Origin of the sequence: Mycolicibacterium cosmeticum (assembly GCF_000613185.1) — a bacterium.
GTDB lineage: Bacteria > Actinomycetota > Actinomycetes > Mycobacteriales > Mycobacteriaceae > Mycobacterium > Mycobacterium cosmeticum.
Genome location: NZ_CCBB010000003.1, coordinates 323074 through 348562 on the forward strand (window position 1 = coordinate 323074; position 25489 = coordinate 348562).

27 protein-coding genes and 2 riboswitches are annotated in these 25489 nt (G+C 69.3%); of the genes, 18 read left to right on the forward strand and 9 right to left on the reverse strand.

Annotated elements, in window-relative coordinates:
• The first annotated feature begins 2 nt into the window (after positions 1-2).
• Positions 3-114: riboswitch (TPP riboswitch) on the forward strand.
• The 12 genes from thiO to BN977_RS20630 all read left to right on the forward strand — a co-directional run bounded on the left by thiO (position 104) and on the right by BN977_RS20630 (position 10245).
• Positions 104-1096, forward strand: a complete 993-nt coding sequence (gene thiO, locus BN977_RS20575) for a glycine oxidase ThiO (protein WP_036401099.1) — start codon at positions 104-106, stop codon at positions 1094-1096. Its footprint overlaps the riboswitch before it by 11 nt.
• A gap of 7 nt (positions 1097-1103) precedes the next feature.
• Complete coding sequence (gene thiS, locus BN977_RS20580) at positions 1104-1301, forward strand: sulfur carrier protein ThiS (protein WP_024451685.1); 198 nt, start codon at positions 1104-1106, stop codon at positions 1299-1301.
• 52 nt (positions 1302-1353) lie between these two features.
• The gene (gene thiG, locus BN977_RS20585; protein WP_234709710.1) at positions 1354-2061 is read left to right on the forward strand and encodes a thiazole synthase; all 708 of its coding nucleotides are present in this window, start codon (positions 1354-1356) and stop codon (positions 2059-2061) included.
• Positions 2058-2813 carry an SGNH/GDSL hydrolase family protein gene (locus BN977_RS20590; protein ID WP_036401105.1) on the forward strand — a complete coding sequence of 252 codons (756 nt, stop codon included), beginning with the start codon at positions 2058-2060 and terminating at the stop codon, positions 2811-2813. Before thiG ends, BN977_RS20590 begins: the two co-directional genes overlap by 4 nt.
• Positions 2810-3706 (forward strand): ABC transporter ATP-binding protein, encoded by an 897-nt coding sequence (locus BN977_RS20595; protein WP_036401108.1) that lies wholly within the window; start codon positions 2810-2812, stop codon positions 3704-3706. The genes BN977_RS20590 and BN977_RS20595 overlap by 4 nt, the downstream gene beginning before the upstream one ends.
• Positions 3703-4371, forward strand: coding sequence for an ABC transporter permease (locus BN977_RS32920; protein WP_036401110.1), 669 nt, complete (start codon positions 3703-3705; stop codon positions 4369-4371). The genes BN977_RS20595 and BN977_RS32920 overlap by 4 nt, the downstream gene beginning before the upstream one ends.
• Positions 4372-4396: 25 nt before the next feature.
• Entirely contained in the window at positions 4397-5890 is a 1494-nt protein-coding gene (locus BN977_RS20605; protein ID WP_036401112.1) for a M28 family metallopeptidase, read from the forward strand.
• Positions 5887-7284, forward strand: coding sequence for a M28 family peptidase (locus tag BN977_RS20610; RefSeq protein ID WP_036401114.1), 1398 nt, complete (start codon positions 5887-5889; stop codon positions 7282-7284). The genes BN977_RS20605 and BN977_RS20610 overlap by 4 nt, the downstream gene beginning before the upstream one ends.
• An 8-nt stretch (positions 7285-7292) precedes the next feature.
• Positions 7293-7568 carry a hypothetical protein gene (locus tag BN977_RS20615; RefSeq protein ID WP_036401116.1) on the forward strand — a complete coding sequence of 92 codons (276 nt, stop codon included), beginning with the start codon at positions 7293-7295 and terminating at the stop codon, positions 7566-7568.
• A gap of 48 nt (positions 7569-7616) precedes the next feature.
• On the forward strand, positions 7617-8705 hold the full coding sequence (locus BN977_RS20620) for a type III polyketide synthase (protein ID WP_024451693.1): 1089 nt from the start codon (positions 7617-7619) through the stop codon (positions 8703-8705).
• Between the two features lie 5 nt (positions 8706-8710).
• Positions 8711-9205 (forward strand): isoprenylcysteine carboxyl methyltransferase family protein, encoded by a 495-nt coding sequence (locus tag BN977_RS20625; protein ID WP_036404037.1) that lies wholly within the window; start codon positions 8711-8713, stop codon positions 9203-9205.
• Positions 9202-10245: an NAD(P)/FAD-dependent oxidoreductase gene (locus BN977_RS20630; protein WP_036401119.1), complete on the forward strand. Its 1044-nt coding sequence runs from the start codon at positions 9202-9204 to the stop codon at positions 10243-10245. The genes BN977_RS20625 and BN977_RS20630 overlap by 4 nt, the downstream gene beginning before the upstream one ends.
• Here BN977_RS20630 and BN977_RS20635 read toward each other — a convergent pair.
• Positions 10226-11497, reverse strand: coding sequence for a uracil-xanthine permease family protein (locus BN977_RS20635; RefSeq protein WP_024451696.1), 1272 nt, complete (start codon positions 11495-11497; stop codon positions 10226-10228). The genes BN977_RS20630 and BN977_RS20635 overlap by 20 nt on opposite strands.
• A gap of 17 nt (positions 11498-11514) precedes the next feature.
• Between BN977_RS20635 and BN977_RS20640 the strand changes: the two genes are divergently transcribed.
• Entirely contained in the window at positions 11515-13146 is a 1632-nt protein-coding gene (locus BN977_RS20640; RefSeq protein WP_036401122.1) for a SulP family inorganic anion transporter, read from the forward strand.
• 41 nt (positions 13147-13187) lie between these two features.
• Here BN977_RS20640 and BN977_RS20645 read toward each other — a convergent pair whose 3' ends face one another.
• Positions 13188-13958: an SDR family NAD(P)-dependent oxidoreductase gene (locus BN977_RS20645; protein ID WP_036401125.1), complete on the reverse strand. Its 771-nt coding sequence runs from the start codon at positions 13956-13958 to the stop codon at positions 13188-13190.
• Between the two features lie 14 nt (positions 13959-13972).
• On the reverse strand, positions 13973-14806 hold the full coding sequence (locus tag BN977_RS20650; protein ID WP_036401127.1) for a sugar phosphate isomerase/epimerase family protein: 834 nt from the start codon (positions 14804-14806) through the stop codon (positions 13973-13975).
• A gap of 197 nt (positions 14807-15003) precedes the next feature.
• Between BN977_RS20650 and BN977_RS20655 the strand changes: the two genes are divergently transcribed.
• Genes BN977_RS20655 through BN977_RS20670 form a run of 4 tightly spaced genes read left to right on the forward strand, consistent with a single transcriptional unit; the run spans position 15004 to position 18845 of the window.
• Positions 15004-16338, forward strand: a complete 1335-nt coding sequence (locus BN977_RS20655; protein WP_036401130.1) for an MFS transporter — start codon at positions 15004-15006, stop codon at positions 16336-16338.
• Positions 16338-17168 (forward strand): transketolase, encoded by an 831-nt coding sequence (locus tag BN977_RS20660; protein ID WP_036401133.1) that lies wholly within the window; start codon positions 16338-16340, stop codon positions 17166-17168. The genes BN977_RS20655 and BN977_RS20660 overlap by 1 nt, the downstream gene beginning before the upstream one ends.
• Positions 17169-17191: 23 nt before the next feature.
• Positions 17192-18142 carry a transketolase family protein gene (locus tag BN977_RS20665; RefSeq protein ID WP_036404039.1) on the forward strand — a complete coding sequence of 317 codons (951 nt, stop codon included), beginning with the start codon at positions 17192-17194 and terminating at the stop codon, positions 18140-18142.
• A 43-nt stretch (positions 18143-18185) separates the two neighbouring features.
• Complete coding sequence (locus BN977_RS20670; protein ID WP_036404041.1) at positions 18186-18845, forward strand: GntR family transcriptional regulator; 660 nt, start codon at positions 18186-18188, stop codon at positions 18843-18845.
• A gap of 5 nt (positions 18846-18850) precedes the next feature.
• On the opposite strand, the gene BN977_RS20675 is transcribed toward BN977_RS20670, so the two are convergent.
• The 5 genes from BN977_RS20675 to thiC form a co-directional block, all read right to left on the reverse strand.
• A complete protein-coding gene (locus BN977_RS20675) occupies positions 18851-19120 on the reverse strand; it encodes a DoxX-related protein (protein WP_036401136.1) in 270 nt (89 codons plus the stop codon).
• A gap of 20 nt (positions 19121-19140) precedes the next feature.
• A complete protein-coding gene (locus BN977_RS20680) occupies positions 19141-19686 on the reverse strand; it encodes a septum formation family protein (RefSeq protein ID WP_036401139.1) in 546 nt (181 codons plus the stop codon).
• Entirely contained in the window at positions 19683-20297 is a 615-nt protein-coding gene (locus BN977_RS20685; protein WP_036401142.1) for an alpha/beta hydrolase family protein, read from the reverse strand. Before BN977_RS20685 ends, BN977_RS20680 begins: the two co-directional genes overlap by 4 nt.
• Entirely contained in the window at positions 20287-21123 is an 837-nt protein-coding gene (thiD, locus tag BN977_RS20690; RefSeq protein WP_036401144.1) for a bifunctional hydroxymethylpyrimidine kinase/phosphomethylpyrimidine kinase, read from the reverse strand. Before thiD ends, BN977_RS20685 begins: the two co-directional genes overlap by 11 nt.
• On the reverse strand, positions 21120-22682 hold the full coding sequence (gene thiC / locus BN977_RS20695) for a phosphomethylpyrimidine synthase ThiC (protein ID WP_036401146.1): 1563 nt from the start codon (positions 22680-22682) through the stop codon (positions 21120-21122). The genes thiD and thiC overlap by 4 nt, the downstream gene beginning before the upstream one ends.
• Positions 22674-22786: riboswitch (TPP riboswitch) on the reverse strand. Its footprint overlaps the gene before it by 9 nt.
• Before the next feature lie 96 nt (positions 22787-22882).
• Between thiC and BN977_RS20700 the strand changes: the two genes are divergently transcribed.
• Positions 22883-24622, forward strand: coding sequence for an MFS transporter (locus BN977_RS20700; protein WP_036401148.1), 1740 nt, complete (start codon positions 22883-22885; stop codon positions 24620-24622).
• Positions 24623-24860: 238 nt separating this feature from the next.
• Here the strand turns inward: BN977_RS20700 and BN977_RS20705 are convergent, their stop codons facing one another.
• Positions 24861-25463, reverse strand: a complete 603-nt coding sequence (locus BN977_RS20705; protein WP_036401150.1) for a hypothetical protein — start codon at positions 25461-25463, stop codon at positions 24861-24863.
• Positions 25464-25489 lie beyond the last annotated feature (26 nt).

Below are 25489 nucleotides of genomic sequence, written 5' to 3' on the forward strand. Positions count from 1 at the left end.
TGGACACCCGACGCGGGAGTCCCGGGACCGGGGCTGAGAGTGGGCCAATCACCGGCCCTGACCGTTGCACCTGATCCGGGTCATGCCGGCGAAGGGAGAGGGAATGTCTGAGCGTGCACTGGCCGTGATCGGCGGCGGCGTCATCGGCCTGTCGGTCGCGCGCCGCGCCGCGCAGGACGGCTGGTCGGTCCGGGTGCACCGCACCGATGCCCGCGGGGCGTCGTGGGTGGCCGGCGGGATGCTCGCCCCGCACAGCGAGGGCTGGCCGGGTGAGGACGCCCAGTTGGCACTGGGGCTGGAATCGCTCAAGCTGTGGCACACCGGCTTCCTGGACGGGCTGCCCGGCGAGGTGGTCACCGCCCGGGAATCGCTGGTGGTGGCGGTGGACCGGGCCGATGTCGCCGACCTGCGCACCGTCGCCGAGTGGCTGTCGGTGCAGGGACAGCCGGTCCGCCCGACGACGGCGGCCCGCGATATCGAGCCGCTGCTGGCCCAGGGCATCCGGCACGGGTTCGTGGCCGAGACCGAGCTGGCGGTGGACAACCGCCGGCTGGTGCGGGCGCTGGAAGAGGCGTGCACCGCGCTCGGCGTGCAGTGGGCGCCACCGGTCACCGACCTGGCCGAGGTGCCCGGGTTGCGGGTGATCGCCAACGGTATCGACGCGCCGGCGCTGTGGCCGGGCCTGCAGGTGCGCCCGGTGAAGGGGGAGGTGCTGCGGCTGCGCTGGCGTAAGGGCTGTATGCCCATGCCGGACAGGGTCATTCGGGCCAGGGTGCACGGCAGGCAGGTGTACCTGGTGCCGCGCCCGGACGGCGTGGTGGTCGGCGCCACCCAGTACGAGCACGGCCGGGACACCGCACCGGTGGTCACCGGCGTGCGCGACCTGCTCGACGACGCGTGCGCCGTGCTGCCGGCGCTGGGGGAGTACGAACTGGCCGAGTGCGCCGCCGGATTGCGGCCGATGACCCCCGACGGGCTACCGATCGTCGGCAGACTCGACGAACGCACGCTGGTGGCCACCGGCCACGGGCGCAACGGATTCCTGCTGGCGCCGTGGACTGCCGAGCGGATCGCCGCCGAATTGGCACAGGGTTAGGAGCACGATGATATTGCTGGTCAACGGCGAGGAAGCCGATGTGCGGGACGCGATCACCGTCGGAGAGCTGGTGAGCGACTTGGGTTTTCCGGAGAAGGGGATCGCCGTCGCGGTCGACTGGGAGGTGCTGCCGCGCTCGGCGTGGGACACCGTGCTCAACGACGGCGCCCGGGTGGAGGTCGTGACGGCGGTGCAGGGTGGCTGATTCGGAGGGCAAGCTGACCATCGCCGGCCGGGAGTTCGGTTCCCGGCTGATCATGGGCACCGGTGGCGCGGCCAACCTCGCCGTCCTGGAGGAGGCGCTGATCGCCTCCGGTACCGAGCTCACCACGGTGGCGATGCGCCGCGTCGACGCCGAAACCGGCACGGGGGTGCTGGATCTGCTCAGCCGGCTGGGCATCACCCCGCTGCCCAACACCGCGGGCTGCCGCGGCGCCGCCGAGGCCGTGCTGACCGCGCAGCTGGCCCGCGAGGCGCTCGGCACCGAATGGGTGAAACTCGAGGTCATCGCCGACGAGCGCACCCTGCTACCGGATGCGATCGAATTGGTCAGGGCCGCAGAACAACTCGTCGACGACGGCTTCGTCGTGCTGCCCTACACCAACGACGACCCGGTGCTGGCCCGCCGGCTGGAGGACACCGGCTGCGCGGCAGTCATGCCGCTGGGCTCGCCGATCGGCACCGGGCTGGGCATCGCCAACCCGCACCACATCGAGATGATCGTGGACCGGGCCGGGGTTCCGGTGATCCTGGACGCCGGTATCGGCACCGCCAGCGATGCCGCGCTCGCCATGGAACTCGGCTGCGACGCCGTGCTGCTGGCCACCGCCGTCACCCGGGCTGCCGACCCGCCGGTGATGGCCGCGGCGATGGCCTCGGCGGTCACCGCCGGTCACCTGGCCCGCCGCGCCGGCCGGATCCCGAAACGTTTCTGGGCGCAGGCGTCGAGCCCCGCCGTCCCGTGAAACGGTATGTCGCGCTGGGCAGTTCGATGGCCGCGGGTCCGGGTATCACACCACGGGCGGCCGGGTCACCGTGGCCTGCGATGCGCTCGGCGCGCAACTACCCGCACCTGACCGCCGCGCGGCTCGGACTGGATCTGGTGGATGTCACCTACTCGGGTGCCACCTGCGCGCACATCCTGACCGACCACCAGCACAAGACACCTCCGCAGCTCGAGGCGCTGGACGGATCCGAGGAGCTGGTGACCATCACCATCGGCGGCAACGACGTGGGATACGTTCCGCTGCTCACCCTGGCGGCACTGCCCGCGCCACTGCGCCGGATCGCACCGGCGAAAGACCTGTTCGACCCGGCGGCCCGCGACGCGGCCCTGGCGACCGTGCGCGACACGCTGGTGCGGGTGGGTGCGGCCGTCCGGGACCGGGCACCGCACGCCCGCGTGGTGTTCGTCGACTACCTGACGCTGCTGCCCCCGTCGGGCACCCCGCCGCCGATACCGGCGGACCTGTTCGCCCTGGGCCACCGGGTCGCCGCCGGCCTGGAAGCCGCCACCGCCGACGCGGCCGCCGCCACCGGGTGCGAGGTGGTGCGCGCCGGCGCGGCCAGCCGAGACCACCACCCGTGGTCCCGGGAACCCTGGACCACCAAGCCCAGTTGGCTGATCATTCCGGTACCCGGCCGCGGGGCGGCCCCGCTGCACCCCAACGCCGCGGGCATGCGAGCGGTGGCCGAACTGGTGGTCGCGGCACTGTGATCGAACTGACCGGCCTGACCAAACGCTTCGGGCGCACCACCGCCGTCGACGACCTGACCTGCACCGTCGAATCCGGGGTGGTCACAGGGTTTCTCGGCCCGAACGGCGCGGGTAAGTCGACCACCATGCGGATGATCGTCGGGCTGGACCGGCCGACGGCGGGCACCGTGACCGTGCTCGGCAAGCGCTACCACGAACTCACCCATCCGCTGCGCACCGTCGGCGCGCTGCTGGATGCCCGGCAGGTGCACCCGAACCGGTCGGCCCGCGCGCACCTGCGCTGGATCGCGGCCAGTAACCGGATCCGCGCCGACCGGGTGGACGAGGTGCTCGACACCGTCGGACTCACCGAGGCCGCCGACAAGCGGGCCGGGACGTTCTCGCTGGGCATGAGCCAGCGGTTGGGCATCGCGACGGCGCTGCTGGGCGATCCGCAGGTGCTGCTGTTCGACGAGCCGGTCAACGGGCTGGACCCCGAGGGCATCCGGTGGGTGCGCACCTTGATGCGGACGCTGGCCGCCGAGGGGCGCACCGTGTTCGTGTCCAGCCACCTGCTCGCCGAGATGGCCAACACCGCGGACCGGTTGGTGGTGATCGGCCGCGGCCGCCTGGTCGCGGCCACCTCCATGGACGAATTCCTGGCGTCGTCGGCCGATGTTCTGGTCCGCAGTCCGCAGGCCGACCGGCTGACCGGGGTGTTGACCGCCGAGGGGCTGTCGGTGACCGGCGACGGCGCCGGGTTGCGGGTGGCCGCGGCGACCACCGAGCGGGTCGGTGACCTGGCCGCCCGGCACGGCATCACCTTGCACGAGCTGACGGCGGTGCGCACCTCGCTGGAGGAGGCGTACCTGAACCTGACCGATGACAGCACCGACTACCGGGCCGGCCGATGACCATCACCAGCGAATACCTCAAACTCCGCAGCACCCCGTCGCCGCTGTGGTCGGCGCTGGCCGCCGTGGCGCTCAGCCTCGGCCTGGCCACCGCCATCCCGCGGCAGCCCGAACTCGGGGCCGCCATGTTCGGCGTGCCGGTGCTCATGGTGCTCTCGGCGCTGACCGTCACCGGCGAATACCGCACCGCGATGATCCGCACCACCTTCCTCGGCACCCCCAACCGGGTGCGCGTGCTGGCCGCCAAAGCGCTTGTCGCCGCGGCATTCTCCGCGGTGGTGAGTGCCGTGGCCACCCTCGGATCCTTCCTGCTGGCCACCGGCGCGCCGGGGTGGCCGACGGTGGGCGCGGTGACGCTGTACGCGGCGCTGGGGGCGGTGCTGGCCGTCGGGCTGGGCGCGGTGGTGCGGCACAGCGCCGCCGCCGTGGCGGTGCTGCTGCTGTTGCCGTTCGTGGTGGAGCCGCTGGTCGGGGTGAGCCCGCAGCTGGGTTCCCGCATCGGCCCGCTGCTGCCGTTCACCAACGCCAACGCGTTCACCGGTGTCACCTGGATCCAGAGTTTCACCATGTGGTGGGGGCCGGCGGGTTCGGCGCTGTACTTCGCCGCCGTCGCGGCGGCGGTGTTCGCCGTGGCCGCCGTGCTGGTGACTCGCCGGGATGCCTGAACGGTGTCCGCTACCGTGGGGTCCTATGCGGCTCAGATCACAGGCGGCCCTGTTCACGGTCGTCGCGTCGGTGCTCGTCGGCTGCGGCCACCAGCAGCCCGCCCCGCCGGCACCGGCCACCCCGGAAACACCCGCATCGGAGTACGCGGGAACCCTCCGGGACCGGGTCACCGCCGACGCGATGATGGCCCACCTGACCAAGCTGCAGCAGATCGCCGACGCCAACGACGGCACCAGGGCGATGGGCACCCCCGGATACCAGGCCAGTGTCGACTATGTCGCGAACACGCTGCGGGACAAGGGGTTCGATGTGCAGACCCCCGAGTTCGAGGTGCGCCTGCCGTTCGCCGAAGAACCGGTGCTCACCGTGTCCGGCGCGCGGGTGCCTGCCAAGCCGCTGAACTACACCATCGGCACCCCCGACGGCGGGGTGCGCGGGCCGCTGGTCGCCGCGCGTGCCGACGACAGCCCGGGCTGCGCCGAATCCGACTACGACGGCCTGCCGGTCCGCGGTGCGGTGGTGCTGGTCGACCGCGGCACCTGTCCGTTCGGTGACAAACAGGCCAACGCCGCCAAACGCGGGGCGGTGGCGCTGATTGTCGCCAACAACGTCGACGGTGACGAATTCGGTGGCACCCTCGGCGAAGACACCGACGTGCAGATCCCCGTCGTGAGTGTGACCAAGGCGGAGGGCGCCCGGCTGCGCGCCGCACCCGGACCGGTGACCCTGACCATGAAGGCCGGTGTCAACGTCGACCGCACCCGCAATGTCATCGCGCAGACCAAGACCGGCTCCGCCGCAGACGTGGTGATGGTCGGTGCCCACCTGGACAGCGTTCCCGAAGGCCCGGGGATCAACGACAACGGCTCGGGGGTGGCCGCCGTGCTGGAAACAGCGCTGCAGATGGGTAGTTCACCCGATGTGCGCAATGCCGTGCGGTTCGGCTTCTGGGGTGCCGAGGAACTGGGCCTGCTCGGTTCCGACAACTATGTCTCCACGCTCGGGGTGGACCAGCTCAAAGACATTGCGCTGTATCTGAATTTCGACATGCTCGGGTCGCCCAACCCCGCCTACTTCACCTACGACGGTGACCAGTCGCTGCCACCGGCCAAGGACGGCAGCGTGCCCAGGGTGCCGGAGGGCTCGGCAGGCATCGAACGCACCCTGGTGGCCTACCTGGACGCGGCGGGAAAACCCGCCCGCGACACCTCATTCGACGGCCGCTCCGACTATGACGGCTTCACCAAGGCCGGGATCCCGTCCGGCGGGCTGTTCTCCGGCGCGGACGAGGACATGACCGAGGAAGAGGCGCGACTCTGGGGCGGCAAGGCGAACCAGCCGTTCGACCCGAACTATCACAAGGCCACCGACACGCTCGACCATGTCGACCGCACCTCGCTGGACATCCAGGGCAAGGGCGTCGCCTACACGGTCGGGCTGTACGCCCAGGATCAGCGGGGCCGCAACGGGGTTCCGGTCCGCGACGACCGCACCCGGCACCCCCTGTCCGGCTCATGAGGCGGCTGCTCGCGGTCGCTTGCACCGCCGCGGCGCTGGCCGCCTGCTCGCCGGCCGCCACGCCCGCGCCGGTGACGGCCCGCGATCTCGCGGACCGGGTGACCGCCGACGCGATGTACACCCATCTGAACAAGCTCAACGAGATCGGAGGCCGCCAACCGGGCACACCGGGTTTCGACGCCGCCGTGGACTACGTAGCCGGTGTCTTGCGGGACAACGGTTTCGACGTCCAGACCCCGGAGTTCGAGTGGCTGGACGCCGGTGACCCCGGCGCACCCACGCTGGAGGTGGCCGGCAGGCGGTATCCCGTCGACCAGGGCTCGCCGCTGGTACCCACCCCGGCGGGTGGGCTCACCGCGGTGAGCGTCCGGCCGGCCAAACCGGCGGGCTGCACGGCGGCCGACTACCGCGGTGGCCCTAGCGTCCGAGGGGCGTTGGTGATCGTCGACGCCCTCGGTTGCTCGGTCGTCGACAAACAGGACGCTGCGGTGGCCGCCGGTGCTGCCGGGCTGCTGGTGGTGGCCACCGACGGCGTGCCCGGCCTGTTCCCGCCGGGGTACTACCAGCAGCTCAAGGTTCCGGTCGCGATCATCGACCGCACCGCGGACGCCGCGCTGCGGCGCACCAACGCACCCGTGCGCCTGACCCTGGACGGCAAGGCCACGCTGGCGCGCTCGCGCAGCGTCATCGCCCAGACGCACACCGGCGACGCCGGCAAGGTGATCGCCGCCGGGGCGCAGCTGGACAGCGCCCCGAACAGTCCGGGGATGAACGACAACGGCACCGGCGTGGCGGCGCTGCTGGCCACCGCGACGGCGCTGGGCTCTCGGCCGGCCATCGCCAACGCGGTCCGGTTCAGCTTCTGGGGATCCGAGAATCTCGGCGCGGCAAGCAAATACCTGGCCGGTCTGGACGCCGGGCAACGCGCCCAGATCGCGCTGTACCTGGACGCCGATACGCTCGGCTCGCCCAACGCCGGCTACTTCACCTTCGACGGCGACCAGTCCGGTCCGGCCAACCCCGACATTCCCGCGGTGCCCGACGGTTCGGCGGGCATCGAGCGCACGCTGGCCGGCTACCTGAATCTGGCCGGTGTCCGCCCGGCCGACATGCCGTTGGACCGGTTGACCGACTACGGCGCGTTCCTGACGGCCGGGATTCCCGCGGGCGGCGTCACCACCGGGGCGCAGCAGAAGAAGACAGCGGTGCAGGCCCGGCTGTGGGGCGGCAAGGCCGGTGTGCCGTTCGACCCCAACGCCGGCGGTCCCGGCGACGGCATCGGCAATGTGGACCGGCGCGCGCTGTCGATCACGGGACCGGCCATCGCGTTCGCCGTCGGCACCTACGCTCAATCCACCGACGGCCCCAACGGGGTGCCGCACCGCAAACCCTGAGGAGGGTCGTGTACCTGCGCATCGACACCCGCGTCACCCCGCCGCACGTGCAGCTATGTGAGCCAGAGGATTTCACCGCGTTCAAGGTGGTGGTGGTGACGGCAAAACACTCCTGGGTGGATCCCGGTGATCTCACCGAATTGGCGGGCCGCGGCGGCGACGCGCAGTGGCAGCAGAACCTGGCCGCGATGATCGGTTACGCACGATCCAAGGGCTGGACCGACGACACCGGTCGCATCCGCGCGCATGTCGAGTTCGACGAAGTGACCGACGGCACAATCTGATTCCGGCGCCGCGGTGAACCGCGGGACGTAGCGCCCCGTGGCAAGGGTATGGGAATTAATGTCGCCGAAGTGTCGAATCACAGCACCATCGCCGGAGTTCACGGCGTCCTTCCGCCGCACCGCTACACCCAGGACGAGGTCACCGAGACGCTGCTGGCCCTGCCCGGCTACCGGGAGCACGAGCCGGTGGTCCGGGCGCTGCACAAGAGTGCCAAGGTCCAGAGCAGGTATCTGGTCCGGCCGATCGAGGAGTATGCCCGGCTCACCGATTTCGGCGAGACCAACAACCTGTTCATCGAGCATGCAACGGATCTCGGGTGCGCCGCGCTGTCCGGCGCCCTGGACGAGGCGGGCCTGCGGCCCGAGGACGTCGACCTGATCATCACCACCACCGTCACCGGGGCGGTGGTCCCCTCCCTGGACGCCAGGATCGCCGGCCGGCTGGGCCTGCGCCCCGATGTGCGGCGGCTGCCGATCTTCGGGCTGGGTTGCGTGGCCGGTGCCGCGGGCATCGCGCGGCTGCACGACTACCTGCGCGGCGCGCCGGACAAGGTGGCGGTGCTGGTGTCGGTGGAGCTGTGTTCGCTTACCAGCAAACACAACCCGTCGATGCCGACCCTGGTGGCCGGGGCCCTGTTCGGGGACGGCGCTTCCGCCGTGGTCGCCGTCGGTCGGGACCGCGCGGAGCGGCTCGACCCGACCGGACCCGATGTGCTGGACTCGACCAGCCACCTGTACCCGGACTCGTTGCACGCGATGGGCTGGGATATCGGCACCAAGGGTTTCGAGATCGTGCTCAGCGCCGAAGTGCCCGCCTTCGTCGGCCGTTACCTCGGTGACGATGTGACGGGTTTCCTTGCCGCCCATGACCTCACCGTGGACGACGTGAGCACCTGGGTGAGCCATCCGGGCGGCCCCAAGGTGATCGAGGCCATCATCGACACCCTCGGCCTGCCCTCGGACGCGCTCGACCTGACCTGGCAGTCACTGGCCGAGGTCGGCAATCTGTCGTCGTCATCGGTGCTGCACGTGCTGCGCGACACCATCCGCAAACGCCCGCCCGCCGGTACCCCCGGTGTCCTGATGGCCATGGGGCCGGGCTTCTGCTCCGAACTCGTCCTGCTGCGGTGGCGCTGATCGCCATGCGAGGTTTTCTCACGCTGATCCTGCTGGTGGCCGTCGAGCGGGTGGCCGAGCTGGTGGTGTCCAACCGCAACCTGGAGTGGAGCAAAGCCCACGGCGGCAAGGAGTTCGGTGCCGGGCACTACCCCGTGATGGTGGCCCTGCACACCGGGCTGCTGGTCGGTGCGGTCGCCGAGGCGCGGGCACGCAGACGCTGGGTGTGGCCGGCGTTCTGGGTGGTGGTGGTCGCCCAGGCGTTGCGCTGGTGGTGCATCACCACGCTGGGCAAACAGTGGAACACCAGGGTGGTGGTGGTGCCGGGTGCCGCGCGGGTGACCGGCGGCCCGTACCGCGTCATCCCGCACCCGAACTATGTGGCGGTGGTGCTCGAAGGGGCGGCACTGCCGTTGGTCGGCGGCGCCTGGGTCACCGCGCTGATCTTCTCGGCCGCCAATGCGGCGTTGCTGCGCACCAGGATCCGCGTCGAGAACGCGGCGTTGCAGAGCTTGTCGTGATCGATCTGCTCGTTGCGGGCGGCGGGCCGGCCGGGCTGGCCACGGCGGTGCACGCCGCCCGGGCGGGTCTGGAGGTGGTGGTGGTCGAACACCGCCGCGGCCCGATCGACAAGGCGTGCGGGGAAGGCCTGATGCCGCATTCGCTGGCACACCTGCGGCGCATCGGGGTCGAGCCGCAGGGCGAACCGTTCTACGGCATCCGCTATCTGGACGGCAAGCGCACCGCCGAGGCACGGTTCCGGCACGGCCCCGGCCGCGGCGTGCGCCGGACGGTGCTGCATGCCGGATTGGCCGACGCGGCGGCCGCGGCCGGGGTGCGGGTGGTGCACGGTGACGTCGGGACCGTCACCCAGGACGCCGAATCGGTCTCGGCGGCCGGCTTCCGCGCCCGCTACCTGGCCGCCGCCGACGGCCTGCATTCACCGATCCGGCGGGCGATGGGATTGTCGGCGGGCGAGGCATCCAGGCGCAGGTGGGGAATCCGGCGGCACGTGCAGATCGCGCCGTGGTCGGATTGCGTCGAGGTGTACTGGGGACGGGGAGCCGAGGAGGGCAATACAGCACAAGCTGCGGAAGCCTATGTGACCCCGGTGAGCCCGGACTGCGTCGGCGTCGCCATCCTGAAGTCGACCCGTGGCGGATTCGACGAACACCTGCGCCAGTTCCCCGCCCTGGCGGACCGGATCGGCGGACTGCCGCACGGCCAGGACCGGGCGGCCGGACCGCTGCGCCAACGGGTCCGGCACCGCACCGCCGGGCGGGTGCTGCTGGTCGGTGACGCCGCGGGGTACGTCGACGCGCTGACCGGCGAGGGGATGGGGCTGGCGTTCGGCGCGGCCGAACTCCTGGTCGACTGCCTGGTCACCGGCAGCACCGCCGACTACGACCGTCGATGGCGGGCGCTGACCCGGCGCTACCGGTTTCTGACGGCGGCCCTGTTGCAGGCCACCGCCATCGGGCCGATCCGCACCGGCGTCACCCCGGCCTCGGCGGCGCTGCCGGCGGTGTTCTCCCGGATCGTCAATGCACTGGCTCACTAGATTCGCGGCGGCTGGGCGCGCCCAGCAGTCGCATCCCGTGGTACACCACCAGCGCCGCGATGGCGCCCAGCGCGATGCCGGTGAACGTCAATGAGCCGATCTGCCAGGTGAAGTCGGCGATCCCGATGATCAGCGGGATGGCCGCGGTCATCTGGTTCACCGGCAGCGAGAAGTCCACGTGGTTGGTCAGCCAGATCCGGATACCCAGCACCCCGACCAGGCCGTAGAGCACGATCGTCGCGCCGCCCAGCACACCGGGCGGGATGGCCGAGATGGTGGCACCGACCTTGGGGCACAACGACAATACGATCGCCACCGCGGCGGCCACCCAGTACGCGGCGGTCGAATAGATCCGCGTCGCCGCCATCACGCCGATGTTCTCGGCGTAGGTGGTGGTGGCCGATCCGCCGCCGGCACCGGCCAGCACGGTGGCCACCCCGTCGGCGGCCAGCGCGCGGCCCAGCACCGGATCCAGGTCCGTACCGGTCATCTGGCCGACCGACTTGACGTGCCCGATGTTCTCGGCGACCAGCGCGATCACCGCGGGCAGGAACAGCGGCAGCACCGACACGTCGAACGAGGGCGTCTGGAACTGCGGTAGCCCGATCCAGGGCGCCGCCGCGATCGCCGCGGTGTCCACCTCGCCGAGCGCCAGCGCCAGCAGATAGCCGATCACCACCGCCAGGAAGATCGCCAGCCGCCCGACCAGCCCCTTGAAGAACGCAAGCGTGCCGACCAACAGCACCAGCGTGACGATGCCGACCAGTGGGCCCTTCTCGAAGTTGTTCTTGGCGGCCGGCGCCAGGTTGAAACCGATCAGCGCGACGATGGCACCGGTCACCACCGGCGGCAGGGACACGTCGATCCAGTGCGTGCCGACCACGTGCACGACCACGCCGATCACGATGAGCAGCAGACCCACCGCCACCAAACCGCCCAGCGCGCTGCCGGTTCCATGGGCGGCGACGGCCGCGGTGACGGGCGCGATCACCGAGAAGCTGGAACCCAGATAGCTGGGCAGCCGGTTGCCGGTGATGAGCAGGAAGGCGATGGTGCCCACCCCGGAGAACAGCAGGGTGGTGGCGGGCGGGAAACCGGTCAGCACCGGCACCAGGAAGGTGGCACCGAACATCGCCACCACATGCTGGGCGCCGATGCCGATGGTCCGCGGCCAGCTCAGCCTCTCATCGGGGGCGACGACGAACTGACCGTCGTTGCGGGACTCGACGTACTTCCAACGCAGTGTGCTCACGTAGTTGACTACACACCATGAGCGGGCGCCGCGCACAGTATCAGGGGGAGTGGCTGCGCGGTGACGTGCTCGCCGGTGTCACCGTCGCCGCGTACCTGGTGCCCCAGGTGATGGCCTATGCCACGGTGGCCGGGCTGCCACCCGTTGCCGGGCTGTGGGCCTCGCTGCTGCCGCTGGCGGTATACGCGGTGCTGGGATCCTCGCGCCAGTTGTCGGTGGGGCCGGAATCCACCACGGCGCTGATGACCGCCACCGCGCTGGCCCCGCTGGCGATCACCGACGCCGCCCGCTACGCCGCCCTGGCGGCCGGCTTGGCGCTGCTGGTGGGCGCGCTCTGCCTGATCGCGGGATGGTGCCGGCTGGGCTTCCTGGCCGACCTGCTGTCGCGGCCCGTCCTGGTCGGGTACATGACCGGTGTCGCCGTCATCATGATCGGCGGCCAGCTGGGCAAGGTCACCGGGGTGCAGGTGCACGGCGACGAATTCGTGGACCAGATACGGTCTTTCGCGGTCGGACTGGGCGGCGTGCATTGGCCCACGCTGGCCCTCGCGACCGCCGTGCTGGCCCTGCTGGTGGTCATGTACCGGCTGTCCCCGCGGTTCCCCGGCCCCCTGGTGGCGGTGTTGCTGGCCACCGCGGTGGCGTGGGCGCTTGGCTTGCCCGAGTACGGGATCCGCGTGGTCGGCGCCATCCCGGCGGGTTTCGCGGTGCCCGGTCTGCCGGATGTGTCGGTGTCCGACCTCGCGACGCTGCTGGTGCCGGCCTGCGGTATCGCGGTGGTGGCGTTTTCCGACAACGCCCTGACGGCACGGGTTTTCGCCGCCCGCAAGGGTGAGTCCATCGATGCCAACGCCGAGCTGCGGGCGCTGGGCGTCTGTAACCTGAGTGCCGGCCTGAGCCAAGGCTTTCCGGTCAGTTCCAGCGGCAGCCGCACCGCGCTGGGGGATACCGTCGGCAGCCGCACCCAGCTGTACTCCCTGGTGATGCTGGCCACCGTGATCGTGGTGATGATCGCCGGGCGTGGCCTGCCGGAGCACTTTCCCATCGCCGCCCTGGGCGCCCTGGTGGTCTACGCCGCGGTCCGGCTGGTCGATACCGGGGAGTTCCGCCGGCTGGCCCGGTTCCGGCGCAGTGAGCTGATTCTCGCGGTGGCGACCACCGTGGCGGTGCTGGGTCTGGGCGTGCTCTACGGGGTGCTGGTGGCGATCGCGCTGTCGCTGCTGGACATGCTGCGCCGGATCGCCCGCCCGCATGACAGCGTGCTCGGGTACGTGCCCGGCTTGCCCGGCATGCACGATGTGGACGACTATCCCGACGCCGAACCGGTGCCCGGGCTGGTGGTGTACCGCTACGACGCACCGCTGTTCTTCGCCAACGCCGAGGATTTCCGGTCCCGGGCGATGGCCGCGGTGGACCAGGCCGGCGCTCCCGTCGAGTGGTTCGTCTACAACGCCGAGGCCAACGTGGATCCCGACCTCACCGCGGTCGACGTGTTGGAACAATTGCGGGCCGACCTGACCGCGCGCGGCATCGTGTTCGCCATGGCGCGGGTCAAACAGGACCTGCTCGACGATCTACGGGCCGCGGGTTTCCAGTCCCCGATGTACCCGACGCTGCCCACCGCGGTGGAGGCGTTCCGCAACCGTTGATCAGCCTGAATCGTTCAACAGTCGCGTCATCTCCCGTCCTGTCAGTGAATGTGACTGCCGCCGTTGATGTCGACGGTGGTGCCGGTGAGGTAGCTGGCGTCCTGGCTGGACAGGAAGGTGATGACGGCGGCCACCTCTTCGGTGGTCGCGGTGCGGCCCACGGGGATGTCGGCGGCCAGCTTGGCCTCTTGCTCGGCCGTGGATCCGACGCGGATGTTGGTGTCCACCGCGCCGGGGGTGACGGCGTTGACGGTGACGCCGGTGTGCGCGATCTCGCGGGCCAGTGATTTGGTGAAGCCGAGGATGGCGGCCTTCGCCGAGGAGTAGGGCACCTTGCCGAAGACGCCGCCGCCGCGCTGTGCCGACACCGAGGACATGTTGACGATGCGGCCCCAGCCGGCGTCGATCATGTCGGGCAGGAAAGCCCTTGTCACCAAATAGGTCCCGGTGGCGTTGACGGCCATGACGGTGTTCCAGAGGTCCAGGGTGGTCTCCAGGAAGGGGGTGGGGGAGGTGATCCCTGCAATGTTGGCCAGCGCCCCGACCACCGGCAGATTGCCGGCGGCCACCTCGGCGGCGACGGCCTGGTACGCGGCGGTGACGGACTCCTCCGAGGTGACGTCGACGGCGTGGCCGAAGGCCGGCACGGCGAACTGGTTGCCGATGTCGGCGGCAACCTTCGCCGAGCGCTCACCGTCCAGGTCGAGGACCACGACGGCCCGGCCCTCGCGGGCATAGCGCTGCGCGACGGTCATGCCGATGCCCTTGTCGGAGGTGGCGCCGGTGACGACGGCGGTGAGTTGCACGCTCATGGTGGTGACTCCTTCTATATCAGTTGCGAAATCAGTTGCCCCGCTGCGACTGCGGCCGCCGGGCGTTGGTCGTGGGTGACGTCGCGGGTTTCCAGCTCCAGCGAGAAGTGGCCGGCGAAACCGAGGTCGGCGAGGGCCTTGAGCCCGCGGTCGAAGTCCACCTGCCCGCGACCGACGGACAGGTTGATGTTGCCGGGCACCGCGTCCCGGATGTGGACGTGACTGATCCGGGGCCCGAACAGGGTGACGAATCGGACCGGGTCGGCGCCGGAGGCGACGATGTGGCTGAAATCCATGACGATGCCGACGTGGGGTGACAGCCGGTCGGTGAGTCGCTGCGCTCGTTCGAGGGTGCAGCACAGCCGGTGCACGTGCAGGGATTCGGTCCACAGCGCCACACCGTGGGCCGCGGCCACCCGTGCGGCGGCCGCCAGTTCGGCGGCGACGGCATCGAGATCGCGGTCCAGGGTGTCGACCGGCTGGTGCCGTAGCGCCCCGCACGGCAGCACCAGGGCGGTGGCGCCTGTCGCCGCCGTCAGCTCGAGGAGCAGGGCCAGATGCCGGTCCCGCTCGGCGCGCCCGGCGGCGCTGAGCGGCCGGTTGAGGTCACCGATGTCGCCGTTGACGGAGCGCACGGTCAGGCCGGAGGCCGCGACGGTGGCTGCCACCTCGGTGACGGCGGCGGCGTCGAGCACATAGGGCACGTGGTCGCACACCCCGGGCAGCGCGCCGAGGTCGATTTCGGTGAATCCCAGGCCGGCGATGGTGTCCAGGGCGGCGGGCAGCGGTTGGTGCCGGAAGCTGATCGTCGAGCAGCCCAGCCGCGCGTCGAAGCGGGTGGTCGGCACCGCGGCCCCTTTCCTCGGAGGTTGTGACCGTGACCACAGTAGGTCAGGCAACTGTTGACAGTCAACTGGCGACTAAAAGTTTGTGTTGACTGTTGACATTAGATGTGGGCGCGATCACACTAGGTGTCCTACCGCACTGTTGACCGTCGACAGTGAACGGACTGTCCAGGTAGAGCCGGATTTGAAAGGATGCACTCATGAGCGACGACGCTCTGAAGATGCGGGGTCCCGTGCACGGCACCAAGGACGCCAGGCGCGTCGCGGTCGGTTCGGCCGTCGGCGCCGTCATCGAAACCTATGACTTCATCGGCTTCGGTACCGCGGCCGCGCTCTACTTCGGTACCGCCTTCTTCCCCCACTCCAGCCCGGTGGCGGGCACCCTGGCCGCTTTCGCCACCCTCGGCGTGGGCTTCGCGGCGCGGCCCCTCGGCGGCATCATCGGCGGACATCTCGGCGACAAGGTCGGACGCAAGCCAGTCCTGGTCGCCTCGCTGATCGTCATGGGTCTGGCCACCTTCGCCATCGGACTGTTGCCGACCTATGCCGCCGTCGGCGTGCTGGCGCCCGCATTGCTGGTGACCGTGCGGATCATCCAGGGCCTGGCGTTCGGTGCCGAATGGGGTGGCGCGATCCTGATGAGCTACGAGCACGCGCCGTGGAAGGAGAAGGGGCGCTACACCGGCATCGTGCAGGCCGGTTTCCCGGTTGGTCTGCTGCTGGCCAATCTGGTCTTCCTGGTCAGCGTGCACCTCGGCGGTGACTGGGCGTGGCGGGTCCCCTTCCTGGCGAGCATCGTGCTGGTGGCGGTCGGGCTGATCATCCGGGCCAGGGTGCCCGAGTCCCCGGTGTTCACCGATGTCAAGGACAAGGGCGCCATCGTCCGGGCACCGATCGTCGAGGTGGTCAAGAGCGATTGGCGGAACATCTTGCGCGGCATCGGCCTACGAGTCGCGGAGACGGCCGGGTACGCGGTGTCCATCACCTACATGATCTCGTACCTCAAGAGTGCGAAGCTGGCCACGGCCACCGAAACCCTTGTCGCGCTGTGCATCGCCGCCGCGCTGGGCATCCTGGCCACCGTGGCATGGGCCCGGCTGACCGACAAGGTGGGGCGTCGGCCGGTGTACATCTGGGTGTGCGCGTTCGGCATTCCGTTCGGCGTGCTGATGTTCGTGCTGGTGAACACGGGTCTGTTCGCACTCATCGTCGCGACCTTCGTGGTGGCCTACGGCGTGAGCCAGAACGCCCTCGCCGGAGCGCAGGGTGCCTGGTTCCCCGAGCTGTTCACCGCCAACACCCGCGCCTCCGGTGCCTCGCTGGCCTACCAGATCTCGGCCATGGTCTCCGGTTTCACGCCGTTCATCACCACGCTGCTGTTCGAGGGATTCGGCTGGGCGGGACCGGCTCTGCTGTTCTCGGCGTATGCCGCGATCGGGTTGTGTGCCGCGCTGGTCACCCGGGAGACCTGGGGTCCCGCCGAGCGTGCCGCCGCCGATCGGGCGATCGCCACCAACCACGCGCTGGCCGCCTGATGCGCGCGCAGCGGGTACGTGCGGCCGCCTACCGGATGCGCCACCACGTGCTGGACATGGGTGAGGCACAGGGTCAGGGCTATGTCGGTCAGGCGCTCGGCGCCGCCGACATGCTGGCCACCGTGTATGTCGACCAATTGCGTTTTCGCCCGGACAATCCGGGCTGGGAGGGGCGGGACCGCTTCCTGCTGTCCACCGGGCATTACGCCATCGGCCTGTACGCGGCACTCGCCGAGGCCGGCATCATCGATACCGCCGAACTGCAGTCCTACGGTTCGGACGGGTCACGGCTGCCGATGTCCGGAATGGCCAGCTACACGCCGGGAATGGAGATCTCCGGCGGCTCGCTGGGCCACGGGCTCACCATCGCGGTCGGCATGGCACTCGGGCTCCGGTACCAGGGTTCGCCGGCGCGGGTGATCAACTTCCTGTCCGACGGTGAACTCGACGAGGGCTCGACGTGGGAGGCCGCCATGGGCGCCGCGCATCATGGTCTGGGCAATCTGATCGGGATGGTCGACATCAACGCGCTGCAGGCCGACGGCCCCACCGCCGGCGTGCTGCGCACCGAACCGGTGCCCGACAAGTGGGCGGCCTGCGGCTGGCAGGTGCAACGTGTCGACGGCAACGATGTCGACGCGCTGCTGGCGGCCTTCGATGCGGTAGGGCCCGACCGGCCGTCGGTGATCTTGTGTGATACCAGGATCGGCCGGGGTGTCCCGCTGTTGGAAACCCGGGAGAAGGCGCATTTCATGCGCATCGACGCCGACGAATGGCAGGTCTGCCGCGAGCAGCTGACCGCCGGTTATCAAGAGGGAGCACTGTTGTGAGCACCGCACTGCGCACGTCGGCGATGATCGCCTCGTTCGCCGACCCCGGTCAGCGCACCATCCCCGCGCCGTTCGGGCATGCCCTGGTGGCCGCGGCCGAGGCGGATGAGCGAATCGTCGGACTGACCGCCGATTTGGGCAAGTACACCGATATGCACATCTTCGCCGCGGCGTTCCCGCAGCGGTTTTTCCAGATGGGCATGGCCGAGCAACTGTTGTTCGGAGCTGCCGCCGGGATGGCCGAGACCGGGCTGATCCCCTTCGCCTCAACGTATTCGGTGTTCGCTGCGCGCCGGGCCTATGACTTCATCTGCCTGGATATCGCCGAACCGAATCTCAACGTCAACATCGTCGGTGGGCTGCCCGGTCTGACGACGGGCTACGGGCCGTCGCATCAGGCCACCGAGGATGTCGCGATCTTCCGCGGGATGCCGGGGCTGACCATCGTCGATCCCTGCGATGCGGTCGACATCACCGCGGCCGTGCCGCAGCTGGCCGCGTACCCCGGGCCCACCTACCTGCGGCTGCTGCGCGGGCAGGTGCCCGCGGTGCTGGACGAGTACGACTACACCTTCGAGCTCGGCAAGGCCAAGGTGCTGCGCCCCGGTAACGACGTGGTGTTCGTCTCCAGCGGGCTGATGACCATGCGGGCTCTGCAGGCGGCCGAGCAGCTCGCCGCGCACCATGTCGACGTCGCCGTCGTGCACACCCCGACGCTCAAGCCCTTCGACGCCGAAACCGTGCTGCGCGAGCTGAATTCGGACCGGTTGGCGGTGACCCTGGAGAACCACACCGTCGTCGGCGGGCTGTTCGAGACGGTGGCGGCCGCGGCGGTGCGGGCCGGGGTGCGCACGACGGTGGTGCCGGTCGCGCTGCCCGACGAGTTCCTGGCGGCCGGCGCCCTGCCCACGCTGCACGAACGCTACGGGCTGTCGACGGCGCGTGTTGTCGCGGCCGTCCTGGACCGACTGTAGGATCGCTGTCGACAGCCAAATGTTGACAATGAGCGAGGCGATCATGTCGGTGGACTCCCCGTCGCTGCTGCGCCTGGAGAAGACGAGCCTGCGCGAGCAGGCCCTCTCCGCGTTGCGGCGTGCTATCACCACCGGCCAGCTGCGCCCCGGCACCCATCTGGTGGAGACCGACCTCTCCGAGGCGCTGCAGATCAGCCGCGGCACGCTGCGCGAGGCCATGCGCCAACTTCAGCAGGAGGGGCTGATCTCGGCAGGCGCCCGCGGCCGGTTGTCGGTGCGCCACCTGGACACCAAGGAGATCAGGGACATCTTCGACGTCCGGGCCGCGTTGGAATCACTTGCCGCGCATGCGCTGGCGTCACGACCCGATCGTTCGGGCGCCGTCACCGAGCTGCGCGGGGCGGTGGCCGAGATGGAACGCTGGGCCGCGGCCAATCTCGAGGACCGCATCGAGGCGGACCTGAAATTCCACCGCACCATGTGTCACCTGTCGGGCAACGAGACGCTCCTGCACTCCTGGACGTCTCTGGAGGGCAGCATCCGGATGTCCATCATGTTCGCCGGAGTGGACCGCGCCCTGAAGAACATGGACGCCAAGCGTCACCTCGACATCGTCGACGCCATCGAATCCGGCGATGCGGCACGGGCCGCGGCAACGGTGCGCGAGCATATGAGCGGTGCCGCCGCGGTCCTGGTGGACTGACCGCGCTAGCGGTTGCGAATCGCGTTGGCGGCCAGGTAGCCGACGTAGCCCAGCGAGCCGATCTTGGCCAGCTTGCGGGTCTTCGGGATCAGCAGGCCGACGCCGATGGCGGTCTCGATGCCGCCGTTGGTCTTGATGTGGCGATCGGTGTCACGCGGGAACGCGGGCCGGGTGATCGACTCGAACAGCTGCGGGGCGACGAAATGTGCGACACCGGTTCCCGCGAAGGCCAGTCCGGTGAGGACGACGGCCGGGGACTTCTTCTTCTCGGACACGGGACCGACGGTACCGCACGTCAATTCTTGAGCGATCCGGTCCTCGGGGTGTCGGTGGTCGCGATGCACGTGACGGCGCGGTCACCGCGTTTCCAGGACGCCTCGGTCGGATACAGCACGAACATGCCGACCTCGGGATCCTCCATGGCCGCGGACGAATACGCCTCCAGCGCGGGCTGGCATTTGTCCTGGTAGCCGATGATCTTGTCCTGACCCGGGAAGTCGTCACCCGGCACGGTGATGACGGCGAACACCTCGCCCTTGTGCGGTTCGGTGCAGGCGACGGTCTTCACCGACGACACCAGGCTGGAGTCCGACGGGATCTCGCCGAGGCAGTCGCCCATGCCGATCTCGGCGGCGTCCACCACATCGGAGTTCTTGACCAGCAACACGATTGCCACCACGCCGAGGGCGGCCAGCAGCACGAACCCACCGGCGATCAGCCCGATGATCAGACCCCACCGGGTCTTGCGTGGCGGTGGGGGCGGCGCCTGGTACGGGTAGCCGTACCCGTACGAATACGGCTGCGGCGGCGGTGGCGGTGCCCCGTATGGCGGCTGCGTCATGGAATGACGATAACCGCGGCGGCGACCGCGAGCACAGGAACGTCCAAGGTCTTGGAGGCCAGATCATGCCGGGCGCCGGTGATCTCGACGACGGTGCTGGGCCCGGCGACCAGCGCCGCGGCGGCCCTGATCTCGTCGATGCCGCCGAACGGGTCCGCGGTGCCGTGGGTGAACACCGTGGGCACGGTGATCCGGGGCAGATGCTCGGTGCGGGCCCGCTCCGGCTTGCCCGGCGGGTGCAGGGGATAGGAGAACAGGGTGAGCACATCCGGGCCGTCCGGCCCGGCGGCGACCATGGACGTCATCCGCCCGCCGTAGGAATGTCCGCCGGCGAGCACCGGCCCGTGGCCCAGGCTTCGGGCCCACCCGATCGCCTCGGCGATACCGTCCTGATCGGCGCTGGCCGAGCCCGACGGCGGCCCCTTGGGGCGGCGCCGCCGGTAGGGCAGGTTGTAGCGCACGGCCAGGAACCCGGTGCGGGCCCACTCGTCGCAGATGCGGATCAGCAGCGGGGAGTCCCGGTTGCCGCCGGCGCCGTGGGTGAGTACCACGACCCCTTTCGGGGTGCCGTCGGGCTCGTGCGCCACGCCGGCCAGGTCCTCAAGACTCATGTTGCAACCTGAACAGCGCATTCACCGGGCCGTGCCCGTGCCCCAACGGGTATGCGGCCCTGAGACATTCGGTGATCCAGCGTTTGGCGAAGGCGACCGCGTCGGGCACGGTGTAGCCGTGCGCCAGCGCGCAGGTGGTGGCCGCGGCCAGGGTGTCGCCCGCCCCGTGGTCATGCCCCGTGTCGACGCGTTCGACGTCGAACTCGTAGAAATCGGTGCCGTTGTACAGCAGATCGGGGCTGTGCGCCGAGGACCGCAGATGCCCACCCTTGACCAGGGCCCAGCGCGGCCCCAGCGCGTGCAGGGCCTTGGCGGCGTCGCGCTGGCTGGCGGGGTCCACCACCTCGATCCCGGTGATCAGCCGCACCTCGTCGAGGTTCGGGGTCACCAGGGTGGCGATCGGGAACAGGTCGTGGCGCACCGAATCCAGTGCCGACGGATGCAGCAGCGGGTCACCGTGCATGGACGCGCACACCGGATCGACCACCAGCGGGATGTCGCCGTCGAGCCCACGCCAGGTGGCGGCCACGGCGCCGATGATCTCGGCCGAGGCCAGCATGCCGGTCTTGGCGGCCTCGATGCCGATATCACCGGCCACCGCCTCGATCTGGCCGGCGATGACATCCACCGGGATCTCGTGAAAGCCCTTGACGCCCACCGAGTTCTGCACGGTGACGGCGGTGACCGCGACGCACCCGTGCAGCCCCAGCATCGCGAAGGTGCGCAGGTCGGCCTGGATGCCCGCCCCGCCGCCGGAATCGCTTCCGGCGATGGTCATCACCCGGTGCGGCGTCTGCCCGGGCGGGGTCAATGGCAGAAAGCTCATGAGGTCAAGGGTAGATACACGCGGTTCCCCTGCTCCGCGAACTCCTCCGATTTCTGGTCCATCGCGTCGCGGATGTCCTGGGTGATCCGCATCGAGCAGAACTTCGGCCCGCACATCGAGCAGAAGTGCGCGGTCTTGGCCGGTTCGGCGGGCAGCGTCTCGTCGTGGAACTCGCGCGCGGTGTCCGGATCCAGCGACAGCGCGAACTGGTCGTGCCAACGGAATTCGAAGCGCGCCAGCGACAGTGCGTCGTCGCGTTCCTGCGCCCGCGGGTGCCCCTTGGCCAGATCGGCGGCGTGTGCGGCGATCTTGTAGGCGATCACCCCGTCCTTGACGTCCTTGCGGTCGGGCAGGCCCAGGTGCTCCTTCGGGGTCACGTAGCACAGCATCGCGGTGCCGGCCTGGGCGATGATGGCCGCCCCGATCGCGCTGGTGATGTGGTCGTAGGCCGGCGCGATATCGGTGGCCAGCGGGCCCAGCGTGTAGAACGGGGCCTCCTCGCAGAGTTCTTCCTCCAGGCGTACGTTCTCGACGATCTTGTGCATCGGCACGTGGCCGGGGCCTTCGATCATCACCTGCACGCCATGGGATTTCGCGATCTTGGTGAGTTCACCGAGGGTCTCCAACTCGGCGAACTGCGCGGCGTCGTTGGCGTCGGCGATCGAGCCAGGGCGCAGGCCGTCACCGAGGGAGAAGGTGACGTCGTAGCGGGCCAGGATCTCGCACAGTTCACCGAAGTTCTCGTACAGGAACGATTCCCGGTGCTGCGCCAGCATCCAGGCGGCCATGATCGATCCGCCGCGACTGACGATGCCGGTGACCCGCTTGACGGTCAGCGGGATGTAGCGCAGCAGCACCCCGGCATGCACGGTCATGTAGTCCACGCCCTGCTCGCACTGCTCGATCACGGTGTCGCGGTACATCTCCCAGGTGAGTTTGGTGGGATCGCCGTTGACCTTCTCCAGGGCCTGGTAGATCGGCACGGTGCCGACCGGCACGGGGGAGTTGCGCAGGATCCACTCGCGGGTCAGGTGGATATCGCGCCCGGTGGACAGGTCCATGATGGTGTCCGCGCCCCACCGGGTGGCCCACACCATCTTGTCGACCTCTTCGGCGATCGAGCTGCTCACCGCGGAGTTGCCGATATTGGCGTTGACCTTCACCGCGAAGGCCTTGCCGATGATCATCGGTTCGCATTCGGGGTGGTTGTGGTTGGCCGGGATGACGGCGCGGCCGCGGGCCACCTCGTCGCGCACCAGCTCGGCGGGCATGCCCTCGCGTTCGGCGATGAACGCCATCTCCGCGGTGATCTCGCCGGCGCGGGCCCGCTGCAGCTGGGTGCCACGCTCACGCACCACCCCTGACCGGGGCGGCAGGCCCTTCTCCAGGTCGATGGTGGCGTTGGCGTCGGTGTACGGCCCGGACGTGTCGTACAGGTCGAAATGCTCCCCGGTGGTCAGGTGCACGCGGCGCAGCGGAACGCCGCGCTCGGTGTAGACCTTGGAGCTGCCCGCGATGGGGCCGGTCGTCACGGAATCGACGGAAACAGAAACAGTCATCAACAGATCTCCCTACGCCGGCATTACCCGGTCAGGTTCGTACGGTCGACGGCCCATCCAGCCGTCCTCTCAGCGCACTTGGGTGCGCTCCCGTGTTGGACGGGTTCCAAGTTAGCCGACCTCGCCGCGAATGTGAATTGCAGGGAGATCGTTTGGATAGCTAATATATGTTTTTCCCCGATCTGTAGAGCTGAAGACGGATGACGACTGAGACTGAGCTGACTGCCGAGGCCGAAACCGCCCGCCGCCGCACGCGGATGGACCACGATCACCCCTTCTACAAGTGGGTGGTGCTGTCCAACACGACGCTGGGCATCCTGCTGGCGTCGATCAACGCGTCGATCGTGTTGATCTCGCTACCCGCGATCTTCCGCGGTATCGGGCTGAATCCGCTGGCCCCCGGGAACGTCAGCTACCTGCTCTGGATGCTGATGGGCTACCTGGTGGTGACGGCCGTGCTGGTGGTGCCGTTCGGGCGGCTCGGTGACATGTTCGGCCGGGTCCGCATCTACAACCTCGGGTTCGTGGTCTTCACCCTGGCCGCCATTGCGTTGTCCTTCGATCCGTTCCACCTCGGCGGCGGCGCGGTATGGCTGATCGCCTGGCGGGTGATCCAGGGCATCGGCGGGGCCATGCTGATGGCGTCCTCGTCGGCGATCCTCACCGACGCGTTCCCGGCCAATCAGCGCGGGATGGCGCTCGGGGTGAACATGGTCGCCGCCGTCGCCGGCTCCTTCCTGGGCCTGCTCATCGGCGGCTTTCTGTCCGAGTGGCACTGGAAGGCGGTGTTCTGGGTCGGCGTGCCGATCGGCGTGCTGGGCACCGTCTGGAGCTACCGCTCACTGCGCGAGCTCGGGGTGCGCACCGCGGGCCGACTGGACTGGGCCGGCACCCTGACGTTCGGGCTGGGGCTGACGGTGCTGCTGATCGGCATCACCTACGGCATCCAGCCGTACGGGGAGTCGACCACCGGCTGGACCAGCCCGTGGGTGCTGGGCGCCATCGTCGGTGGCCTGCTGCTGCTGGTGGCGTTCTGCCTTGTCGAGTTACACGTCGAGTCCCCGATGGTGGATATCCGGCTGTTCCGGTCCGCGGCGTTCGGCATGGGCAACCTGGCCGGGCTGATGTCCTCGGTGGGCCGCGGCGGTCTGCAGTTCATGCTCATCATCTGGCTGCAGGGCATCTGGCTGCCGCTGCACGGCTACAGCTTCGAGTCGACGCCGCTGTGGGCCGGCATCTACCTGCTGCCGGTCACCGTCGGGTTCCTGGTGGCCGCACCCATTGCCGGTTCGCTGTCCGACCGCTTCGGCGCGCGTCCCCTGACGGTCGGCGGAATGCTGTTGATGGCAGCCACTTTCGTGGCCCTGCTGCTCATCCCGGTCAATTTCGACTACTGGGTGTTCGCGGTGCTGGTGTTCCTCAACGGATTGGGCGGCGGCATCTTCACCGCGCCGAACACCGCAGCCATCATGTCCAGCGTGCCCGCCGATCAGCGTGGCGCCGCCTCTGGGGTACGGGCCACCTTCTTCAACGCGGGATCGTCGTTGTCCATCGGCATCTTCTTCTCGCTGATGATCGTCGGGCTGGCCGGCACCCTGCCGTCGGCACTGAGCACCGGCCTTACGGATCAAGGGGTTTCGCCATCGGTGGCACACGACGTGGCGAACCTGCCGCCGGTCGGCAGCTTGTTCGCGGCGTTCCTCGGCTACAACCCGATGGCCGAATTGCTGGCGCCCTATGACGCCCTGCACCAGCCCGGCGTCAACGCCGACGTGCTGACCGGGCAGACGTTCTTCCCGCAGCTGATCACCGAACCGTTCCACTCGGGACTGGTCGTGGTGTTCAGCGCCGCCGCGGTCATGATGGTCATCGGGGCGATCGCCTCGCTGTTCAACCCGGGCCGCTACGGCACGGATCCGGGTGCCGACAACGCGGCCTGATTCGCCGGCTGCTCGCCCAAACGCACATTTCGGTCACTTTGTGCGAGTACGTTTCGGCATTTCGTCGATCTCGGCGCATTGTTCGAGGCGGCGCGTTCGGCGTTGATGCGTTGGGTGCGTTCGTCGGTTCGGCCGTGTTGTCCGCCGCTGTGTTGCAGCAGCGCCCCGGGGGTGGTGGGCCGCTGTGATCTGGGCTTGCCGGAGGGGTGGCCAGGACTTTGGCGCTCTCGACTTGGCGCTACCACCACTCAAGAACCATTGGCGGTGGCTTCGGTTTTCCGCGACGAAGGGCGGCCAAATCCTTCTGAGTGCAGGGACGTGTGCCGACGTAGAGCTCGCGCAGATACTCGGCATGCGTGCCACCCTGTTCTTCGTATGCGTCCGTGAAGAGGGCGAGAGCCTTGAATGCGTCGCGCGTAATGCGCATGAGCGCACCGAAGGAGATGTCCTCTTGACGCCACTCAGCCGGGCTTTCGGGCACCCGATCCTGACTGAGATGAACGACGTGTTTAGACGCCATCGACCAGACACGTTCCATGCGCCGCGCGATCCCTGGCGGCGGATTCCAGTCCAGAACAAATGACCGAGCCGTGATATCCCTTGCGGGCATCTTCCAAAAGAACTCGGCGGCAAGACGAGCGTTCGTGAAGTAGGAGTCGACGCAGGCGATGTACACGGGGAATGTGAGAGTGCTGTGTTGTAAAGGCGAGGCGTCGCATGCCCATCGCGGGAGGTCCGCCAGATTCATCATGATGTGCTCAAGCGTGTCGAGCGCGCGACGTTCGGGCGGCTGCTGAAACCACTCTACGAGGTCTGTGTCATCGATGTCGTCTTCAGACATCCTGTGATTGTTGCCGATCCGCATGC

What these genes read in the sequence shown, in the direction of transcription:
- thiO (WP_036401099.1), top strand. Translation starts at nt 104, where the DNA reads ATGTCTGAGCGTGCACTGGCCGTGATCGGCGGCGGCGTCATCGGCCTG.
- thiS (WP_024451685.1), top strand. Translation starts at nt 1,104, where the DNA reads ATGATATTGCTGGTCAACGGCGAGGAAGCCGATGTGCGGGACGCGATC.
- thiG (WP_234709710.1), top strand. Translation starts at nt 1,354, where the DNA reads ATGGGCACCGGTGGCGCGGCCAACCTCGCCGTCCTGGAGGAGGCGCTG.
- BN977_RS32920 (WP_036401110.1), top strand. Translation starts at nt 3,703, where the DNA reads ATGACCATCACCAGCGAATACCTCAAACTCCGCAGCACCCCGTCGCCG.
- BN977_RS20605 (WP_036401112.1), top strand. Translation starts at nt 4,397, where the DNA reads ATGCGGCTCAGATCACAGGCGGCCCTGTTCACGGTCGTCGCGTCGGTG.
- BN977_RS20610 (WP_036401114.1), top strand. Translation starts at nt 5,887, where the DNA reads ATGAGGCGGCTGCTCGCGGTCGCTTGCACCGCCGCGGCGCTGGCCGCC.
- BN977_RS20620 (WP_024451693.1), top strand. Translation starts at nt 7,617, where the DNA reads ATGGGAATTAATGTCGCCGAAGTGTCGAATCACAGCACCATCGCCGGA.
- BN977_RS20625 (WP_036404037.1), top strand. Translation starts at nt 8,711, where the DNA reads ATGCGAGGTTTTCTCACGCTGATCCTGCTGGTGGCCGTCGAGCGGGTG.
- BN977_RS20640 (WP_036401122.1), top strand. Translation starts at nt 11,515, where the DNA reads ATGAGCGGGCGCCGCGCACAGTATCAGGGGGAGTGGCTGCGCGGTGAC.
- BN977_RS20645 (WP_036401125.1), bottom strand. Translation starts at nt 13,958, where the DNA reads ATGAGCGTGCAACTCACCGCCGTCGTCACCGGCGCCACCTCCGACAAG.
- BN977_RS20655 (WP_036401130.1), top strand. Translation starts at nt 15,004, where the DNA reads ATGAGCGACGACGCTCTGAAGATGCGGGGTCCCGTGCACGGCACCAAG.
- BN977_RS20660 (WP_036401133.1), top strand. Translation starts at nt 16,338, where the DNA reads ATGCGCGCGCAGCGGGTACGTGCGGCCGCCTACCGGATGCGCCACCAC.
- BN977_RS20665 (WP_036404039.1), top strand. Translation starts at nt 17,192, where the DNA reads ATGATCGCCTCGTTCGCCGACCCCGGTCAGCGCACCATCCCCGCGCCG.
- BN977_RS20670 (WP_036404041.1), top strand. Translation starts at nt 18,186, where the DNA reads ATGTCGGTGGACTCCCCGTCGCTGCTGCGCCTGGAGAAGACGAGCCTG.
- BN977_RS20680 (WP_036401139.1), bottom strand. Translation starts at nt 19,686, where the DNA reads ATGACGCAGCCGCCATACGGGGCACCGCCACCGCCGCCGCAGCCGTAT.
- BN977_RS20685 (WP_036401142.1), bottom strand. Translation starts at nt 20,297, where the DNA reads ATGAGTCTTGAGGACCTGGCCGGCGTGGCGCACGAGCCCGACGGCACC.
- thiD (WP_036401144.1), bottom strand. Translation starts at nt 21,123, where the DNA reads ATGAGCTTTCTGCCATTGACCCCGCCCGGGCAGACGCCGCACCGGGTG.
- thiC (WP_036401146.1), bottom strand. Translation starts at nt 22,682, where the DNA reads ATGACTGTTTCTGTTTCCGTCGATTCCGTGACGACCGGCCCCATCGCG.
- BN977_RS20700 (WP_036401148.1), top strand. Translation starts at nt 22,883, where the DNA reads ATGACGACTGAGACTGAGCTGACTGCCGAGGCCGAAACCGCCCGCCGC.
- BN977_RS20705 (WP_036401150.1), bottom strand. Translation starts at nt 25,463, where the DNA reads ATGTCTGAAGACGACATCGATGACACAGACCTCGTAGAGTGGTTTCAG.